This window comes from Streptomyces sp. Y309, assembly GCF_056712025.1.
Map to the genome: position 1 here is coordinate 1,627,193 of NZ_CM160048.1, position 18,942 is coordinate 1,646,134.

At 70.5% G+C, this 18,942-nt stretch carries 14 protein-coding genes; 5 read left to right on the top strand and 9 right to left on the bottom strand.

The annotated features are described in order from the left end of the window. Nucleotides 1-70: 70 nt before the first annotated feature. The 3 genes from AC0KTA_RS05730 to sucC form a co-directional block, all read right to left on the bottom strand. Complete coding sequence (locus AC0KTA_RS05730; protein ID WP_481054008.1) at nt 71-1,663, bottom strand: aldehyde dehydrogenase family protein; 1,593 nt, start codon at nt 1,661-1,663, stop codon at nt 71-73. A 318-nt stretch (nt 1,664-1,981) separates the two neighbouring features. Next, nucleotides 1,982-2,881 (bottom strand): succinate--CoA ligase subunit alpha, encoded by a 900-nt coding sequence (gene sucD, locus AC0KTA_RS05735; protein ID WP_481054009.1) that lies wholly within the window; start codon nt 2,879-2,881, stop codon nt 1,982-1,984. 10 nt (nt 2,882-2,891) lie between these two features. Next, a complete protein-coding gene (gene sucC / locus AC0KTA_RS05740; RefSeq protein WP_481054010.1) occupies nt 2,892-4,031 on the bottom strand; it encodes an ADP-forming succinate--CoA ligase subunit beta in 1,140 nt (379 codons plus the stop codon). Between the two features lie 167 nt (nt 4,032-4,198). Here sucC and AC0KTA_RS05745 point away from each other — a divergent pair, with 167 nt between their 5' ends. From AC0KTA_RS05745 to AC0KTA_RS05765, 5 genes are all read left to right on the top strand, one after another. Next, nucleotides 4,199-5,890 carry a thiamine pyrophosphate-binding protein gene (locus AC0KTA_RS05745; protein WP_481054011.1) on the top strand — a complete coding sequence of 564 codons (1,692 nt, stop codon included), beginning with the start codon at nt 4,199-4,201 and terminating at the stop codon, nt 5,888-5,890. A 12-nt stretch (nt 5,891-5,902) separates the two neighbouring features. After that, nucleotides 5,903-7,132: a formyl-CoA transferase gene (gene frc, locus AC0KTA_RS05750; protein ID WP_481054012.1), complete on the top strand. Its 1,230-nt coding sequence runs from the start codon at nt 5,903-5,905 to the stop codon at nt 7,130-7,132. Next, complete coding sequence (locus tag AC0KTA_RS05755) at nt 7,133-9,349, top strand: acetate--CoA ligase family protein (RefSeq protein ID WP_481054013.1); 2,217 nt, start codon at nt 7,133-7,135, stop codon at nt 9,347-9,349. A gap of 120 nt (nt 9,350-9,469) precedes the next feature. Continuing rightward, nucleotides 9,470-10,858, top strand: coding sequence for an OFA family MFS transporter (locus tag AC0KTA_RS05760; protein WP_481056317.1), 1,389 nt, complete (start codon nt 9,470-9,472; stop codon nt 10,856-10,858). Between the two features lie 160 nt (nt 10,859-11,018). Then, nucleotides 11,019-12,314, top strand: coding sequence for an OFA family MFS transporter (locus AC0KTA_RS05765; protein ID WP_481054014.1), 1,296 nt, complete (start codon nt 11,019-11,021; stop codon nt 12,312-12,314). 91 nt (nt 12,315-12,405) lie between these two features. Here AC0KTA_RS05765 and AC0KTA_RS05770 read toward each other — a convergent pair whose 3' ends face one another. The 6 genes from AC0KTA_RS05770 to AC0KTA_RS05795 all read right to left on the bottom strand — a co-directional run bounded on the left by AC0KTA_RS05770 (nt 12,406) and on the right by AC0KTA_RS05795 (nt 18,937). After that, nucleotides 12,406-13,476: a sugar phosphate isomerase/epimerase family protein gene (locus AC0KTA_RS05770; protein ID WP_481054015.1), complete on the bottom strand. Its 1,071-nt coding sequence runs from the start codon at nt 13,474-13,476 to the stop codon at nt 12,406-12,408. A gap of 214 nt (nt 13,477-13,690) precedes the next feature. Next, on the bottom strand, nt 13,691-15,091 hold the full coding sequence (locus AC0KTA_RS05775) for an alkaline phosphatase family protein (protein WP_481054016.1): 1,401 nt from the start codon (nt 15,089-15,091) through the stop codon (nt 13,691-13,693). After that, the gene (gene eboE / locus AC0KTA_RS05780; RefSeq protein ID WP_481054017.1) at nt 15,088-16,296 is read right to left on the bottom strand and encodes a metabolite traffic protein EboE; all 1,209 of its coding nucleotides are present in this window, start codon (nt 16,294-16,296) and stop codon (nt 15,088-15,090) included. Before eboE ends, AC0KTA_RS05775 begins: the two co-directional genes overlap by 4 nt. 3 nt (nt 16,297-16,299) lie before the next feature. Then, nucleotides 16,300-17,148, bottom strand: a complete 849-nt coding sequence (locus AC0KTA_RS05785; protein WP_481054018.1) for a TatD family hydrolase — start codon at nt 17,146-17,148, stop codon at nt 16,300-16,302. Next, a complete protein-coding gene (locus tag AC0KTA_RS05790; protein WP_481054019.1) occupies nt 17,148-18,017 on the bottom strand; it encodes an EboA domain-containing protein in 870 nt (289 codons plus the stop codon). The genes AC0KTA_RS05785 and AC0KTA_RS05790 overlap by 1 nt, the downstream gene beginning before the upstream one ends. After that, nucleotides 18,014-18,937, bottom strand: coding sequence for a sugar phosphate isomerase/epimerase family protein (locus AC0KTA_RS05795; RefSeq protein WP_481056318.1), 924 nt, complete (start codon nt 18,935-18,937; stop codon nt 18,014-18,016). The genes AC0KTA_RS05790 and AC0KTA_RS05795 overlap by 4 nt, the downstream gene beginning before the upstream one ends. Nucleotides 18,938-18,942 lie beyond the last annotated feature (5 nt).

The following is an 18,942-nucleotide window of genomic DNA, read 5'->3' on the forward strand; positions in this document are numbered from 1 at the left end:
GGCCCGGTAGGCCACAGCATCGGGGCGCGGTGAGGGCACGGCGGCACAGCCCGTGCCCCCACCCCCGGCCTCACGCCATCAGGTGGTAACTGGGAAAGTTCCCCGGCGCCCGCTCCCCCGCCGCGCCCTGCGTGACGGCCCGCACCAGCAGCTCCCCGCCGACGAAGGCACCCCGCCAGGACGCGCCGAACCCACCGAAGAGCTCCTCGCGGTCGCCACGTGAGCGCGGCTTGCCCCGGCCCGTCTTGAACGCACGGATCTGCGGAGCGAGGCGGTCGTACGTCGCCTGGTCGTCGGTGGACAGGGTGGCGACCAGCGCGCCGTTGGACGCGTTCATGGCGGCGAGCAGCTCCGCCTCGGTGTCGACGAGCACGATCGTGTCGACCGGCCCGAAGGGCTCCGCGTGGTGCAGCGGGGACGACGGTGGCGGCGCGAGGAGCGTGACCGGGTGGACGTACGCGGAGGTGTCCTGGCCGGGCAGGAAGCGGCCGGCGTCGGGCGCCCCGCGATACAGCGGCACGGCGCCGCGGTCGACGGCCTCCGCGACCTGGTCGGTGAGTTCCTTGGCCTTGGCCGCGTTGATCAGCGGACCGAAGTCCAGCTGCGGGAAGGGGTCTTCGGGCCCGGCGACCGCGAGCGGGTGACCGACGCGCACCGTCCGCACGGCGGGCAGATACGCGGCGAGGAACGCGTCGAACAGCTCACGCTGGACGACGAAACGCGGGTAGGCGGTGCAGCGCTGCTTGCCGTAGTCGAAGAGCTTGGGGATCACCGCGCCGAGCGCGTCCCAGTCGCTGTAGTTCCAGATGCCCCAGGTGTTGAGTCCCTCCTGTTCGAGGATGTGCCGTTTGCCGAGGTCGGCGACTGCCGTGGCGACCGCCGCCCCTGTGTCCCGGCCGCCGACGAAGGAGACGCAGCCGATCTCGGGGGCGCGCACGAGCGCTTCGGACAGCTCGCCGCCGCTGCCGCTGACGAGGGTGACGGGAATCCCCTCGCGGGCGGCGAGCGCGCAGGCCAGGGTGAGGCAGGAGACGCCGCCGTCGGTCGGGGTCTTGGCGATGACCGCGTTCCCTGCCAGTGCCTGTACCAGCATTGCGTGAACGAGCACGCTCATCGGATAGTTCCAGCTCGCGATGTTGGAGACGGGGCCGTCCAGCGGGGACCTGCCGTCGACCATCGGCTCGATGCCGTCGACGTACCAGCGCACGCCGTCGATGGCCCGGTCCACATCCGCCTGCGCGAGCCGCCAGGGCTTACCGATCTCCCACACCAGCAACAGGGCCAGGATTTCCCGGTGTTCGGTGAGGGCGTCGAGGGTCGCGGCGACACGGGCACGGCGCTCGGGCAACGGGACGTGGCGCCAGGCGCGGTGCTGGTCGAGCGAGGCGCGCACGGCCCGGCGCGCGGCGGCCGCGTCGAGCCGGGGCGGGCCCGCGATGGGGCTCGCGTCGACGGGGCTGGTGGCGGGCAGCGGGCGGCCGTCGGGGCGCCAGCCGCCGTGCCAGAGGTTCAGGACGCGGTCGTCCCGGAAAGCCTCGGGGGCCGCGGCGAGGCAGCGCTCCCAGGCGTCGGGCCAGGCCGTCTTGGCCTTGAGGACCTTGGGCTTGAGGACCTTGGGCTCGGAGGCCTCGGGGACGGGGGTGTTGTCGAGGGTGGGTGCCATTCGGTTCTCTCCGCTCACGGTGCACAGTCGGGGCGGGGTACATGGCTGTTCCTGCGCGGCGGGACGCTTGTGGTGGTGCCGCCGCGCCGTGGCAGTGACGGTAGTGGAGTGGCGATCCGTCACCTATGAGTGGGGTCACTCACCCGGCGCCGCAGCGGGGTCGTGCCTTCGTGGTCCGAGTGAAGTGACGGGCCCCACGGCCTGCGTGAAGTCACAGGCCCGCAGCCTCAGTGAAGTCACAGGCCCCGCGCCCCGCGTGAAGTGACGAGCCCCGCACTATGAGTGAAGTCACGTCACGGGCCCGCGGTCTGCGTGAGGTCACGCGTTCCGCGTCCGGACCGGACCGGGGAGCCGTTCCAGCACCAACTCGGCGGTCTCCGTCGGCGTGCCGCCGACCCGCACACCGACGGCCTCCAACGCGGCCTTCTTCGCCTGCGCGGTGCCGGACGAGCCGGAGACAATGGCGCCCGCGTGCCCCATGGTCCTGCCCTCGGGCGCGGTGAACCCGGCGATGTACGCGACGACGGGTTTGCTGACGGCCTCCTGCACGTAGGCCGCCGCGCGCTCCTCCGCGTCGCCGCCGATCTCCCCGATGAGGACGATCAGTTCGGTGTCGGGGTCCGCCTCGAAGGCGGCGAGGCAGTCGATGTGGGAGGTGCCGACGACGGGGTCGCCGCCGATGCCCACGCAGGTGGAGAAGCCGATGTCGCGCAGCTCGTACATGAGCTGGTAGGTGAGGGTCCCGGACTTGGACACCAGGCCGATGCGTCCGGGTTTGGTGATGTCGGCGGGGATGATGCCCGCGTTGGACTGGCCGGGCGTGATCAGGCCGGGGCAGTTGGGGCCGATGACGCGGGTGCCGTGCCGCTCGGCGTACGCGTGGAAGGCGACGGAGTCGTGCACGGGGATGCCTTCGGTGATGACGACGGCGAGGCCGATCCCGGCGTCGGCCGCCTCCATGACGGCGGCCTTGGTGAAGGCGGGCGGCACGAAGACGACGGTGACGTCCGCGCCGGTGGCGTCCATGCCCGCGCGCACGGAGCCGAAGACGGGTACGGCGCGGTCGTCGAAGTCGACGGTCCGGCCCGCCTTGCGGGGATTGACGCCGCCGACGACATCCGTGCCGGCCGCGAGCATGCGGCGGGTGTGTTTCATGCCCTCGGCCCCGGTCATGCCCTGGACGAGGACCTTGCTCTCCTTGGTCAGAAAGATGGCCATGGCCGGCTCCTCAGGCTGCGTGGGCGAGTTCGGCGGCGCGCCGCGCGGCGCCGTCCATGGTGGTGGCCTGTTCGACCAGGGGGTGGGCGCGCCCGTCGAGGATGGCGCGCCCCCGGTCGGCGTTGTTGCCGTCGAGGCGGACGACCAGCGGCTTGGTCAGCCGTACGGAGTCCAGGGCGCGCACGATGCCGTCGGCGACGGCGTCGCAGGCGGTGATGCCGCCGAAGACGTTCACGAAAACGGCCGTGACGGAGGGGTCGGAGAGGATGACGGACAGGCCGTCGGCCATGATCTGCGCGGACGCGCCGCCTCCGATGTCCAGGAAGTTGGCGGGCCGCGCGCCGCAGCCCGCGACGACGTCGAGGGTGGACATGACGAGGCCAGCGCCGTTGCCGATGACGCCGACCTCGCCGTCGAGCTTGACGTAGTTGAGTCCCTTGGCGGCCGCGGCCGCCTCCAGCTCGCTGCCTTCTTGGTCGTTCGTTTCGTCCTGTGCGCCCCAACGGGACTGCCGGAAACGCGCGTTGTCGTCGAGCGTGACTTTTCCGTCAAGTGCGAGGATCTCCCCCTGCGCGGTGCGCACGAGCGGGTTGACCTCGACGAGCAGCGCGTCCTCGCGGATCAGTACGTTCCACAGCGCGGTCAGCGTGTCGGCCGCGGCGTCGGGCAGGCCCGCCGCGGCGGCGATCTCGGCGGCCTTCTTCCTTGGCACGCCTTCGAAGGGGTCGATCGGCAGGCGGACCACCGCCTCGGGCCGGGCGGCGGCCACCTCTTCGATGTCCATGCCGCCCTCGGCTGAGGCGATCGCGACGAAGCGGCCCTGGGCGCGGTCCAGTACGTACGAGACGTAGAACTCGCTGTCGATCTCCACGGGTTGGGCCAGCATCACCGCGCCGACGGTGTGGCCCTTGATGTCCATGCCCAGGATCTGTCGCGCCGTAAGTTCTGCCGCGGCCGGGTCGGAGGCGAGCTTCACGCCGCCCGCCTTGCCCCGGCCTCCGGTCTTGACCTGGGCTTTCACGACGACGCGCCCGCCGAGTCGCTCGGCGCACGCGCGTGCCTCCTTGGCCGAGTCGGTGACTTCGGCGCGCGGCACCAAGATGCCGTATTCCTCGAAGAGTTCCCTTGCCTGGTGCTCGTACAGGTCCATTTCCGGCTCCTGTCTGGAAAGTGCCGCACGCCCCCTGGACACCACCCACCGGATGCGGGATAACAAGCTTCATACAGTATTCGTCGACTGTATGCAATGTACTGCGAGGGCGCCCCGAGCGCGGAACAGCGCACGCCAACTCCCCTACGAAGGGACAGGACTTCGCCATGCCCGAGGACAGCAGCGACAACAACACCCTCATCTCCGGTGGGCATCTGGTCGCCAAGGCACTCAAGGCGGAGGGTGTGGAGGTCATCTACACCCTCTGCGGCGGCCACATCATCGACATCTATGACGGCTGCGTCGACGAGGGGATCGATGTCGTCGACGTACGCCACGAGCAGGTCGCCGCCCACGCGGCCGACGGATACGCGCGGATCACCGGCAAGCCCGGCTGCGCCGTGGTGACGGCGGGCCCCGGCACCACCGACGCCGTCACCGGTGTCGCGAACGCCTTCCGCGCGGAGTCCCCGATGCTGCTGATCGGCGGCCAGGGAGCCCACACCCAGCACAAGATGGGCTCACTGCAGGACCTGCCGCACGTCGACATGATGACGCCCATCACCAAGTTCGCCGCGACCGTGCCGGACACGGCGCGCGCGGCCGACATGGTGTCCATGGCGTTTCGCGAGTGCTACCACGGCGCGCCGGGGCCCTCCTTCCTGGAGATCCCCCGCGACGTGCTCGACGCCAAGGTCCCGGCGGACAAGGCCCGTGTCCCGCGCGCGGGGCACTACCGCGCCTCGACCCGCTCGGCTGGCGACCCCGAAGCGATCGAGCGGCTCGCCGACCTCCTCGTGCACGCCGAGAAGCCCGCCATCCTGCTGGGCAGCCAGGTGTGGACGACCCGCGGCACGGCGGAGGCCATCGAGCTGGTCCGCGCCCTCAACGTGCCCGCCTACATGAACGGTGCCGGCCGCGGCACGCTCCCTCCCGGAGACCCGCACCACTTCCAGCTCTCGCGGCGCTACGCCTTCTCCAACGCCGACCTCATCGTCATCGTCGGCACGCCCTTCGACTTCCGCATGGGGTACGGAAAACGCCTCTCTCCGGAGGCGACGGTCGTCCAGATCGACCTCGACTACCGCACGGTGGGCAAGAACCGCGACATCGACCTCGGCATCGTGGGCGACGCGGGTCTTGTCCTGAAGTCGGTGACGGCGGCCGCCTCCGGCCGGGTCAACGGCGGTGCCTCCCGGCGCAAGGAGTGGCTCGAGGAGCTGCGGGCCGCCGAGCAGACGGCCATCGAGAAGCGGCTGCCGAGCCTGAAGTCCGACGCCTCCCCCATCCATCCGTACCGCCTGGTGAGCGAGATCAACGACTTCCTCACCGAAGACTCGATCTACATAGGCGACGGCGGCGACATCGTCACCTTCTCCGGGCAGGTCGTCCAGCCCAAGGCACCGGGCCACTGGATGGACCCGGGGCCGCTCGGCACGCTCGGCGTCGGCGTGCCCTTCGTGCTCGCGGCCAAGCAGGCACGGCCCGACAAGGAGGTGGTGGCCCTCTTCGGAGACGGCGCCTTCAGCCTCACCGGCTGGGACTTCGAGACGCTGGTGCGCTACAACCTGCCCTTCGTCGGCATCGTCGGCAACAACTCCTCCATGAACCAGATCCGTTACGGCCAGAAGGCCAAGTACGGCGCGGAGCGCGAGCGGGTCGGCAACACCCTCGGGGACGTCCACTACGACAAGTTCGCCCAGATGCTGGGCGGTTACGGCGAGGAGGTCCGCGACCCCGCCGACATCGGTCCGGCCCTGCGCCGCGCCCGCGAGTCCGGCAAGCCCTCGCTGATCAACGTGTGGGTCGACCCGGACGCGTACGCCCCCGGAACCATGAACCAGACCATGTACAAGTGAGGTGACACGGCCGTGACCAAGGCTCTCGAAGGCATCCGCGTCCTGGACATGACCCACGTCCAGTCCGGTCCCTCCGCCACCCAGCTCCTTGCCTGGCTCGGCGCGGACGTGGTGAAGCTGGAGGCACCGACCGGGGACATCACGCGCAAGCAGCTGCGCGACCTGCCGGACGTGGACTCGCTCTACTTCACGATGCTCAACTGCAACAAGCGGAGCATCACCCTCAACACCAAGACCGAGCGCGGCAAAGAACTCCTCACCGAGCTGATCCGCCGCTCGGACGTGATGGTCGAGAACTTCGGCCCGGGCGCCGTGGACCGCATGGGCTTCACCTGGGAACGCATCCAGGAGATCAACCCGCGCATCGTCTACGCCTCGATCAAGGGCTTCGGAGACGGGCCCTACACCAACTTCAAGGCCTACGAGGTCGTCGCCCAGGCCATGGGCGGCTCCATGTCGACCACCGGCTTCGAGGACGGCCCGCCGCTCGCCACAGGCGCGCAGATCGGCGACTCCGGGACCGGCATCCATGCCGTCGCGGGCATTCTGGCCGCCCTCTTCCAGAGGGAGAACACCGGCCGCGGACAGCGCGTGAACGTCGCCATGCAGCACGCCGTGCTCAATCTGTGCCGCGTCAAGCTGCGCGACCAGCAGCGCCTCGCGCACGGGCCGCTCGCCGAATACCCCAACGACGACTTCGGCGACGAGGTGCCCCGCTCCGGCAACGCCTCCGGCGGCGGGCAGCCCGGGTGGGCCGTCAAGTGCGCCCCGGGCGGGCCCAACGACTACGTGTACGTCATCGTGCAGCCCGTCGGCTGGAAGCCCCTCACGGAGCTCATCGGACGCCCCGAACTCGCCGACGACCCCGAGTGGGCCACCCCCGAGGCGCGGCTGCCGCAGCTCACCAAGATGTTCCAGCTCATCGAGGAGTGGTCCTCGACGCTGCCCAAGTGGGAGGTCCTGGAGCGGCTGAACGCCCACAACATCCCGTGCGGGCCGATCCTGTCCACCAAGGAGATCATCGAGGACGCCTCGCTGGTGACCAACGAGATGGTCGTCGAGGTCCCGCACCCCGAGCGCGGCTCGTTCACCACCGTGGGCTCGCCGCTCAAGCTCTCCGACTCCCCCGTGAACGTGGTCAGTTCGCCGCTGCTCGGCGAGCACAACGAAGAGGTGTTCATCGGCGAGCTCGGCCTCGGCGACGAGGAACTGCGCCTGCTCAAGTCGAACGGAGTGATCTGATTGAGTGCCCAGGACCGGCTGAGCGCGGAAGACCAGCAGAGCGCGGAGGACCGCCTCGCGCGGGTGCGGACACTGCTCGACTCGGTGCGCGCCGACGGGCGTACGTCGCTGACGGCGCCGGAGGGCAAGGTGCTCGCGGACGCGTACGGAATCGCCGTCCCCGGGGAGGAGCTGGCGCGGGACGTCGACGAGGCGGTGGCACACGCCGCGCGCTTCGGCGGGCCCGTCGTCCTGAAGATCGTCTCGCCGGACATCCTGCACAAGACCGACGCGGGCGGCGTGGTCGTGGGCGTACAGGGCTCGGCGGACGTACGGGAGGCGTTCCACCGGATCGTCGCCAACGCGCGTGCGTACGCGCCCGAGGCACGCGTCGACGGCGTGCAGGTGCAGGAGCTGCTGCCGACGGGCCCGGCCGCACAGGAGGTGATCGTCGGAGCGGTCACCGATCCCACCTTCGGGAAGATCGTCGCCTTCGGTCTCGGCGGTGTGCTCGTCGAGGTCCTCAAGGACGTCACGTTCCGCCTGGCGCCCGTCGACACCGACGAGGCCCTCTCGATGCTCGACTCGATCGGCGCGGCCGAGATCCTGCGCGGGGTGCGGGGCGCCGAAGGAGTGGACCGGTGGGCGCTGGCCGAGCAGATCCGCCGTGTGTCCCAACTGGTCACCGACTTCCCCGAGATCGCGGAGGTCGACCTCAATCCGGTCGTCGCGACCCCTCAGGGCGCGCTCGCCGCGGACATCCGCGTCATCCTCGCCACCGATCAGCCCAAGCAGCGGCGCACGTACACGCGCGACGAGATGCTGGCCTCGATGCGGCGCCTGATGGAGCCCCGCTCCGTCGCCGTCGTCGGCGCGTCCAACGAGCCGGGAAAGATCGGCAATTCGGTGATGCGCAACCTCGTCGACGGCGGCTTCTCCGGCGAGATCCACCCGGTGAATCCCCGGGCCGATGACATCTTGGGCCGCAAGGCGTACAAGAGTGTGACGGACGTCCCTGGTGAGGTGGATGTGGCGGTCTTCGCGATCCCCGCCAAGTTCGTCGCGGCAGCGCTCGAGGAGGTCGGGCGCAAGGGCATCCCGAACGCCGTCCTCATCCCCTCGGGGTTCGCCGAGACCGGTGAACAGGCCCTCCAGGACGAGATTGTGGCGATCGGCGAACGCCACGGGGTGCGGCTCCTGGGGCCGAACATCTACGGCTACTACTCGACGTGGCAGGACCTGTGCGCCACGTTCTGCACGCCCTACGACGTCAAGGGGCCGGTGGCGCTCACCTCGCAGTCCGGCGGCATCGGGATGGCCATCCTCGGCTTCGCCCGCACCACGAAGACGGGCGTCTCGGCGATCGTGGGGCTGGGCAACAAGTCGGACCTCGACGAGGACGACCTGCTCACGTGGTTCGGCGAGGACCCCCACACGCAATGCATCGCCATGCATCTGGAGGACCTCAAGGACGGCCGTGCCTTCGTGGAGGCCGCGCGCGCCACCGTGCCGAAGAAGCCCGTCGTGGTCCTCAAGGCGGGCCGCACCGCCGCGGGCGCGAAAGCCGCCGGCTCGCACACGGGCGCGCTCGCGGGCGACGACGCCGTCTACGGCGACATCCTGCGGCAGGCCGGCGTCATCCGGGCCCCGGGGCTCAACGAGATGCTGGAGTACGCGCGGGCGCTGCCGGTGCTGCCGACGCCGAAGGGCGACAACATCGTCATCATCACCGGGGCGGGCGGCTCGGGCGTGCTGCTCTCCGACGCGGTGACCGACAACGGCCTGAGGCTGATGGAGATCCCGGCCGATCTGGACGCGGCCTTCCGGAAGTTCATCCCGCCGTTCGGTGCCGCGGGCAATCCCGTCGACATCACCGGCGGGGAGCCCCCCTCGACGTACGAGGCGACGATCCGGCTCGGCCTGGAGGATCCGCGCATCCACGCGCTCGTACTGGGCTACTGGCACACCATCGTCACCCCTCCCATGGTCTTCGCAGAACTAACGGCCCGCGTGATCGCCGAGTTCCGTGAACGCGGGATCGACAAGCCCGTCGTCGCGTCGCTCGCGGGCGACGTCGAGGTGGAGGAGGCCTGCCAGTACCTCTTCGAGCGGGGCGTCGTGGCGTATCCGTACACGACGGAGAAGCCGGTCGCCGCGCTCGGCGCGAAGTACCGGTGGGCCCGGGCGGCCGGGCTGCTGGAAGGGGGCCGGGCCGTTGGGCGGCAGTCGATGAGGTGACCGGTGCGGGGGTCGGCCGGCGGTGCGCGCCGGCCGGCCCCGGGACCCGTGCGCACGCGAAAGGAAGTGGACAGGGGGCGCTGGCCAGGATCTTTTCGACGCAAGGGGTGCTCGAGCGACATGACGACAACGGACATACGCACGCCCGTCCCCTACCGGGAGGTGACGGACGCCAACGGCCGGATCTATCGGCTCGGCGAGACCGACATCGACATCATGGGCCGCAAGCGCAAATGGATGGTCATCCTGCCGTGGGTCGGCATGATGGGCATCAGCTCGGCCGAGTACGCGTTCGCCTCCGCAGAGGACACACTGCACACCGCGCATTCCTGGAGCAGTCTGCACATCTTCTGGATGCTGGGAGTCTGGGTCTTCTTCCAGGCCGCGGTGGCCTTCCCGGCGGGCAAGCTCCGGGAGAGCGGGAAACTTCCGGCGCGCTGGGCCATGCTGCTCGGCGCTCTCGGCACACTGTTGGGCTATCTGTCACTGGCGTTCGCGCCGCATGTGGTCGTCGCCTACATCGGCTTCGGCATGTTCAGCGGCATGGGCGCCGGCATGGTTTATGCCACCTGCGTGAACATGGTCGGCAAATGGTATCCGGAACGAAAGGGAGGAAAGACCGGATTCGTCAACGGCGGATTCGCCTATGGCTCGGTGCCGTTCGTGTTCATCTTCACCAGCTTCATGGATCTGTCGAACTTCCGCTGGGTGCTGGTGTCCGTCGGCCTCTTCCTGGCCGCGATGGTCGCCGTGGCCGGCTACTACTTCCAGGACCCGCCGAAGAACTGGTGGCCGGCCGATGTGGACCCGCTGCGGCCGCCGGACGACCCACGGGCCAGGCGCGCCCTGGCGATGAACCCGCCCGCCGTGCGGCAGTACACGCCGAGGGAGGCATGGCAGACCGGCCGGGTCGCGCTCATGTGGTTCTGTCTGCTCTGCACCTCGGGCGTGAACATTTTCGGCATCGCGTTCCAGGTGGACATCGGAGAGGACGCCGGATTCGCCGGCGGAATCGTCGCCACGGCCATGTCCCTGAAGGCCATCGTCAACGGCACCGGCCGCGGCGTCATCGGCTGGCTTTCGGACCGCTACGGACGCAAACGCTGCCTGATCTTCGTCTGTATCGTCCTCGGTCTCTCGCAGTACGGAATCCTTTGGTCGGCCGACATCAAGAACCTGCCGCTCTTCCTGATCTTCTCCAGCATCTCCGGCTTCGGCGGTGGCGCCATCTTCCCGATGTTCGCGGCCATGACGGCGGACTACTTCGGAGAGAACAACAACGCCTCCAACTACGGCCTGGTCTACAGCTCCAAGCTGGTCTCCGGACTTCTCGGATCCGGCATGGGTTCCGTCGTGGTGAGCCACTGGGGCCACACCGGGGCATTCACCCTCGCCGGATCCATTTCCCTGTTCGCCGGATTCATCGCGCTCTTCCTCTCCCAGCCCGGAAGGCCGAAATCCAAGGACATCAAACCCAATCCGCAACCCCTCGGTGAGGAGATGGCTTGATATGACGGCGGAGCCCATCGCCGGACAGCCGCACGAGTCGCACCAACCGCACGAGCCGCGTCAGTCGCATGAATCGCACGGGTCGCACGGGTCGCACGGGTCGCACGGGTCGCACGGGTCGCACGGGTCGCACCAAGAGATCACGGACGAACGTGGGCGTGTGTACCGCGTCGGCGAGAGCGACCGGGAGATCCTCGGCCGCCCCCGCTGGACGATGGTGGTCCTCCCCTGGGTGGCCATGATCGCCATCAGTGTCTTCGAGTACGCCTACGGGGCCGCCGAGGACACCCTGTCCGCGGCGCATCACTGGACGTCGTCGAACACCTTCTGGGTGCTGAGCGTTTGGATCTTCTTCCAGGCAGGCGTCTCCTTCCCGGCCGGGAAGCTGCGCGAGAAGGGCGTCCTGACCAGCCGCAGGGCCATGCTGGCGGGCTCCGTCCTGTCGCTGCTCGGCTTCGTCAGCCTCAGCCACGCACCCAACGTGGCGGCGGCGATGGTCGGTTTCGGCCTGCTCGGCGGGGTCGGCTCCGGGCTCATCTACTCGACGTGCGTGAACATGGTCGGCAAGTGGTATCCCGAGCGGCGCGGCGGCAAGACGGGCTTCGTCAACGGAGGGTTCGCCTACGGAGCGGTGCCCTTCATCTTCCTGTTCTCGTACGGCTTCGACACGTCCAACTACCGCACGGTGCTGGACCTGGTCGGCTTCTACGTCCTCGCCGTGACCCTCGTGGCGGGCCTGTTCTTCAAGGACCCGCCGAAGAACTGGTGGCCGGCCGACGTCGATCCGCTGCGGCCCAGCAGCGACCCGCGCACCGCGGTGGCGCTCGCCAAGAACCCGCCCGCGGTACGGCAGTTCACTCCTGGTGAGGCGTTACGCACCGGTGTTGTGCCACTGATGTGGGTGTGCATGCTGTGCTGCGCCGGAGTGTCGATCTTCGGGATCTCCTTCCAGGTGCCGTTCGCCAAGGAGATGGGCTTCGGCCCGCTGATCGCGGCGTCGTCGATGGGCGTCATGTCCGTGATCAACGGCACTGGGCGGGGCGTGGTGGGCTGGCTCTCCGACCGGCTCGGCCGACAGCGCACGCTGACGTATGTGTGTCTGACCCTGGCCGTGGCACAGTTCGGCGTCCTGTGGGCGGGCGAGATGCGCAACCAGCCGCTGTTCCTGGTCTTCGCCTTCCTGTCGGGTTTCGCCGGCGGCGCGTTCTATCCACTGTTCGCGGCACTCGTACCCGACTACTTCGGAGAGAACAACAACGCGTCCAACTACGGCATGGTCTACAGCGCGAAACTCGTGAGCGGCCTCTTCGGAGGCGGCATGGGCGCGATGGTCGTGGACTCCTGGGGTTATGTCGGCGCCTACACGATGGCCGGCGCGGTGTCGCTGCTCGCGGCAGGTCTGTCGCTGATGCTGCGGCAACCGGGTGTCCCACGCGCGCGGGCGGTCGCGGTGTAGCGCGCCGTCGCGTTTCCAGGGGAGGGGTTCCGCTCACCGGTCACGGTGGTGAGCGGAACCCCTCCCCTGTGTGCTGGGCCCCGTCGTGTGCTCAGTCCCCGCAGCGCTCCCGCAGCGAGTGCAGGTGCGCGCTGGACTTCCGGGCGAACGCGTAGGACTCCGCGGGGTTGTCGTGCTCGGTCTGCCAGTGGTGGTAGCGGCGCCCGCCGTGCGTGCGGGCGGTCACCTTCGACAGGAACCTTTTGTAGTCGATGTCGCCGTCCCCGACGTCCACCATGCGGTAGCCGTCGCGGGCGGAGTCGTCACGGATGCCGTCCTTGACGTGGAACAACGGGTAGCGGTGCGGCCGCTTGAGGACGTAGTCCAGCGGGTCGAAGGGCCGCGGTGTGCCGTCGGCCTGCTTGCCGAAGCGGAACTGGGCCGAGTACGCCCAGTAGATGTCCATCTCCAGATACACGTGGTCCGGGTCGGTCTCGGCCAGCAGCACGTCGTAGAGGCGCACGCCCGGCTTGTCGGTGGCGAAGGAGAACTCCTCGGCGTGGTTGTGCTGGTAGAACTTCATGCCCCGCGCGCGTGCCGCCTCGCCGTACGTGTTGAAGTCCTCCGCGGCCCGCTTCCACGCGTCGACGGTCGCGCCGTACCGGAAGGGACCCGACGCGGTGCCGATGTGCTTCAGGCCGAGGGCCTCGGCGTCGTCGAGGACCTTGGTGAGGTTCTGCGCGAACGTGTACGCGTTCGGGTTGCCGTCGTCGTAGTAGCCGACGTGACTGCCGATCGGGTGCAGACCGTGATCGTGGGCGAGTCGCTTGAGCTGCGCGAGGGTGATGGGGCCCGCGGAGCCCTGGGTGTACCCGGCGAACTCGACCTCGTCGTATCCGTACCTCTCCAACTCAGCGAAGACGGACGCGAATCCGGCGGTGGAGACCTTGTCGCGCAGGCTGTAGAGCTGGACGCCGAGGCGGCCCGGGGGCAGGACGGGACGGCCGCGGCCCTTGCCCGACACTTCTGCGGCAGTGGAGCCCGCGGCGGCGGATGCCGGGCCCGCGGCGGCCGCGGTGCCGACGAGGGCGGCCGCGGTGGCGCCCGCGGCGACGCCGAGCATGCCGCGCCGGCTGAGTCTGTGGGCGAGTTCGGGGTCGTCCGGGGTGTGCTTGCGGGTCATGTGGTTCTCCCTGGATATGGAGGTCGGGGTCGGATCAGGGATGGGTTCGAATCGCGGATCAGGGTGGGCTCCGGGGCGGACCCTGATGGCGTGGGCCGCGCCCTCTGGTTCAGTGGAGATCGTTCGGAACGCGGCTCGAACGTGGTGCGGGGCGCGGCAGGTGCGGCGCAGGTCCCGTCGTGGATCTCGCCGTGCGCCGCGGACCGCACCGGGTTCAGTGCAGGCCGGCGAGCCGGAGCAGGAGCGATTTGACATCGGTGGCCGCGACGCGGCCGGTTACGGCGTGGGGGGTGGAGCACAGAATGAGCGGCCCGGAATCAAGGTCCTCGCTCGCGGGAAGGCGGCCGTGGCTGCCGCGAATGGGCGAGGGGTCCAGGGGCACGACCGCCATGCGGTAGCGCATGCCGAGTTTCTTGCGGGCCAGGGCCCCCGCGGCCTTGAGCCGCACATAGGGGTCCTGGGGATCCATGAAGAGCTCGACGGGGTCATAGCCGGGTTTGCGGTGGATCTCGACGAGCTGCGCGAAGTCGGGCGCGCGGGCGTCGTCGAGCCAGTAGTAGTACGTGAACCAGGCGTCCGGCTCCGCGACGGCGACGAGCTCCCCCGAGCGGGGATGGTCCAGGTGGTGGGCCTTCTTGCCCTCGTCGTCGAGGAGTTGCTCGATGCCGGACAGGTCGGCGAGCGCCGCGCGGGTGGCCTCCATGTCCTCGGGGCGGCGCACATAGACGTGGGCGATCTGGTGGTCGGCGACGGCGAAGGCTCGGGACGCCATCGCATCGAGGTATTCCATCCCGTCCTGGGTGTGCACTTCGAGCAGTCCGGCGCGGCGCAGGGCGCGGTTGATGTCGACGGGGCGGCTCACGCGGGTGATGCCGTATTCGGACAGGGCGACGACGGTGCGGCCTTCTGTCTTCGCCTGGTCCAGGAGGGGAGCGAGCGCGGTGTCCAGGTCGGCGGCGGCCTGGTGCGAGCGCGGGTCGTCGGGGCCGAAGCGCTGCAGGTCGTAGTCGAGGTGAGGGAGGTAGCACAGGGCCAGGTCGGGCCGGCGCGTGGTGAGGATATGGCGGGTGGCGTCCACGATCCAGCGGCTGGAGACGATGTCCGCGCCCGGTCCCCAGAAGTGGAAGAGGGGGAACGTGCCGAGCTTCTCGGTGAGTTCGTCGTGCAGGGCCGGGGGCCGCGTGTAGCAGTCGGGCTCCTTGCGGCCGTCGGCGTAGTAGACGGGACGGGGGGTGACGGTGAAGTCGGTGTCGGCGCCCATGGCGTACCACCAGCAGATGTTGGCGATGGTGTAGCCGGGGTGCGCGCGGCGGGCGGCGTCCCACAGCTTGTCGCCGGCGACGAGGCCGTTGTGCTGGCGCCACAGCAGCACGTCGCCGAGTTCGCGGAAGTACCAGCCGTTGCCGACGATGCCGTGCTCGGCGGGGTGGGTGCCGGTGAGGAAGGTGGACTGGGCGGCGCAGGTGACGGCGGGCAGGACGGTGCCGAGCGGCGCCCGGGAGCCGGACCTGGCGAGGGCGGTGAGGTGCGGCATGTGGGCGAGCAGTCGAGGGGTGAGGCCGACGACGTCGAGGACGAGCAGCGGGGTCGGCCCGCCCGGGGCGGGAGGTGTCATGGCAGTTCCTTCAGGCCGAGTTCCGTCAGGAGGTCACGGGCGAGGGTGAGTTCGGCGGCGATGCCGTCGGCGAGCTGGGGGCGGGCGCGTGGGCGCAGCTCGGGCGGGAGGGCCTGCCAGGTGTAGGTCTCGACTTCGAGGTGGCGGGTGCGCGGGTGCGGTCCGCCGACGAGCCGGGTGAGGGTGTCCTTCAGGACGGGGAGCGTGGAGGTGAGCGGTGCGGCGGGCGGCGCGTGCAGGGGGACGTGGAAGTGCGCACGCCAGGGCGACGAGTCGGGCAGGACGTCGCGGGTGAGGGCTTCGCCCAGGTCGTCGGTGCCGCGCAGGGCGGTGGCGACGAGGGTCCCGCCGGCCGCGGGGGCCTCGGCTTCGCGGGGCAGGGTGCGGGTCTGGTGCAGGAAGCGGGGTTCGTCGAACGCGGCGAGCGCCGCGCGTACTTCCGGCAGATGGGGGTGTTCGGCGTGCAGGGCGGCGGAGAGCTGGGATTTGACGACGGGGATGTCGGCGGCGGCGAGGGCGTCGAGAGCGGTGCCCGGGTCCTCGAAGGAGGTGGCGAGATGACAGGTGTCGACACAGATGCCGATGCGGTCGTGGCCGACCGCGGTGAGGGGCGCGATGGCGTCGCCGGTGGTCTCCACGGTGCAGCCCGGTTCGGGTTCGAGGCCGACGCGGATGGACTTGCCGGTCAGCTCGGCGAGGGCGTCCAGGCGTTGGGCGAGCGTGACGAGGGCGGCGCGGGCCTCCTCGGCGCGGGCGGCGTCGAAGGTGGTGCGCCAGGCGAGCGGGAGGGTGGAGATGGTGCCCTCGGTGGTGTCGTCCGGCAGCAGTTGGGCGAGGACGCGGGCCAGGGCGGTGGTGTGGGCGAGGCGTTCGGGGTCGGCCCAGTCCGGCTTGTAGACGCGGTACTTGACCTCTTCGGCGCCGAAGCCCTCATAGGGGAAGCCGTTGAGCGTGACGACTTCGAGGCCCCGCCGGTCGAGTTCCGTGCGCAGTCCGCGCAGCGCTGCCGGATCGGTGACCAGGGCGTGCGCGGCGTCCTTGGCGAGCCACAGGCCGATGCCGATGCGGTCGCGGCCGAGCCGCTTGCGGACGGGCTCGCAGTGGTCGCGCAGTTGCGCGAGGACGCCGTCGAGCGTCTCGGCGGGGTGCACGTTCGTGCAGTAGGCGAGGTGGACGGTGGACCCGTCGGGGTGGCGGAAGCGCATGGGTCACGCACCGCCGCGCAGGATGGAGTTGCCCTCGTGGGTGGCGGCCGTGTCCGTGACGTCGAGGGCGAGACGGCCGCTGAGTCCGTAGAAGGCCACGGGGTTGCGCCACAGGACCCGGTCGACGTCGTCCTCCAAGAACCCGGCCTCCAGCATGGCGTCGCCGACCTTGCGGGTCTTCAGCGGGTCGCTCTTGCCCCAGTCCGCGGCCGAGTTGACGAGAACCTGGTCAGGGCCGTACTCCCGCAGGATCGCCACCATCCGGTCCTCGTCCATCTTGGTGTCGGGATAGACGGAGAAGCCGAGCCAGCAGCCGGCGTCCTTGGCCTCCTTGACGGTGGTCTCGTTGAGGTGGTCGATCAGGACCCGCTCCAGCGGCAGCTCGGACTCCCGGACGACGTCGAGGGTGCGGCGCAGGCCGGCCAGCTTGTCGCGGTGCGGGGTGTGCACGAGGGCGGGCAGCTCGTGGTCGGCGGCGAGCTGCAACTGGGCGGCGAGCGCGGTGTCCTCGGCGGGTGTCATGGAGTCGTAGCCGATCTCCCCGACGGCGACGACGTTGTCCTTGACGAGATAGCGGGGCAGCACGTCGAGGACGGGCGTGCACCGCGGGTCGTTCGCTTCCTTGGGGTTGAGCGCGATGGTGCAGTGGTGCGCGATTCCGTACTGGGCGGCGCGGAAGGGTTCCCAGCCGAGGAGCGAGTCGAAGTAGTCGACGAAGGAGGCGGGCGAGGTGCGGGGCTGGCCGAGCCAGAAGGCGGGCTCGACGACGGCGCGGACACCGGCCGCGTGCATCGCCTCGTAGTCGTCGGTGGTGCGGGAGGTCATGTGGATGTGGGGGTCGAAGATGCGCATCAGGACTCCTGCTCCTCGCCGGTGGACGTCGAAGGGGCCGCGAAGGGCGCGGGGGCCGCCGGGCCGGCCTGGCCGGTGGGTGCCGAGCCCTCGGGGGCGGCGGATGCCGGGCCGTCGGGGCCGGAGGTTGCCTGGCCGTTCGCGCCAGTTGGTGCCAGGGCCTCGCGGTCGTCGGCTGCTGCGGGGTCGGTCAGGGCCAGGACGCGGTACAGATCGCCGGGGACGGTGCGGCCGGCGGCGGTGCGTTCGTCGGCGTAGTCGCCGAGCATCCGGGCCAGTTCGGCGTCCGCCCGGGCACGGCGCGCGAGACCGGCGACGGCGTCCACGGGCACCCCGGTGAACAGGCACTTGAGGACGGCGTGGCGCCAGTCGTGCGGGGCCAGGTGCGCGGCGGCGTAGGGGCCGAGGGCAGCGGCGACGAGGCGGGTGTCGTTGGTGCGCAGGGCGTCCTCGACCAGCGGCAGCGCGTCGGGGCCCGGTACGAGATGCGGCAGGGAGTGCAGGACTGCGCGGCGTTCGGTGGCGGTGCCCTGTTCGTAGAGCCGGGTCAGGGTGTCGGTGCCGGCGCGGGCGGCGTGCAGGAGGACCAGCCGGGCGGCGTCGGCGTGGTCGGGGCCGCAGCGGCGGCCGGCTTCGGCGAAGCGCAGCTCCCAGACGGGGGTGGCGGCGGGTGCGGGGGGACGGGCGGAGCCGGGGTCGTCTCCGGCAGCGGCTCCGGTCACTCCTGCGGCCCCGGCAGTCCCGGCAGCGGCGGCAGCGGCGTACGTGGTCGCTTCGTCGGTGGCCTGGTCCAGCCAGGCGCGGGCAGCGCCGCCGAGGACGGCATCGAGGTGGGAGCGGAGGTCGGCGACGGCGGGGAGCTCGGTCACGACGTTCCTCCTTGGGCTGAGGCTCCGTGGGCCGTCGGCGGGGCGGCGGCGAGTTTGTCCGCTCGGCGCAGGAACTCGAGGGAATGGGAGGCGAGTTGGGGGCCCGCGTGGGAGTGGCGGGGCAGTTCGACGACGGTGAGGCCCTGGTAGCCGGTGGCGGCGAGGGCGCGCAGGACGGGAGGGAAGTCGATCTCGCCGTCGCCGAACGGCAGGTGTTCGTGGACGCCGCGGCGCATGTCCTCGATCTGGACGTGCCGCAGCCAGGGCGCGGCGGCGCGGACGCAGTCGGCGGGCGACTGGGGCTCCAGGCACTGGCAGTGGCCGATGTCGAGGGTGAGGCCGAGGGGTTCGGGGTCGCCGAGCAGGCGGCGGAGGTGGTGGAAGTCGGCGAGCGTGCCGAGCAGGTGGCCGGGTTCGGGCTCGATGGCGAGCGGCACACCGGCGCCGGCCGCGGCGTCGAGGACGGGCGTGAGCGCGTCGGCGAGGCGCTGCCAGGCGGTGGCCTCGGAGGTGCCGTCGGGGGTGATGCCGCTGAAGCAGTGGACGGCGTGGGCGTCCAGGTCGGCGGCGACCTGGACGGCACGGATGAGCAGGCGCACGCGGAGGGCGCGGCGCTGGGGGTCGGGATCGAGCAGGGAGGGGCCGTGTTTGCGGCGAGGATCGAGGACATAGCGGGCGCCCGTCTCGACGGTGGCGGTCAGGCCGAGCAGGTCGAGGCGCCGGGCCACACGGCGGGTGCGGGCGGCCAGGTCGGGCGCGAGGGGGTCGAGGTGCATGTGGTCGAGGGTCAGGCCGACGCCCGAATAGCCGAGGTCGGCGAGCAGTCCGAGGGCGTCGTCGAGCCGGAGGTCGGTGAGCCCGTTGGTGCCGTAGCCGAACCGGAGCCGGTTGGGTGCACCCGCCGCCACCGGCTCGCCCATGGCAC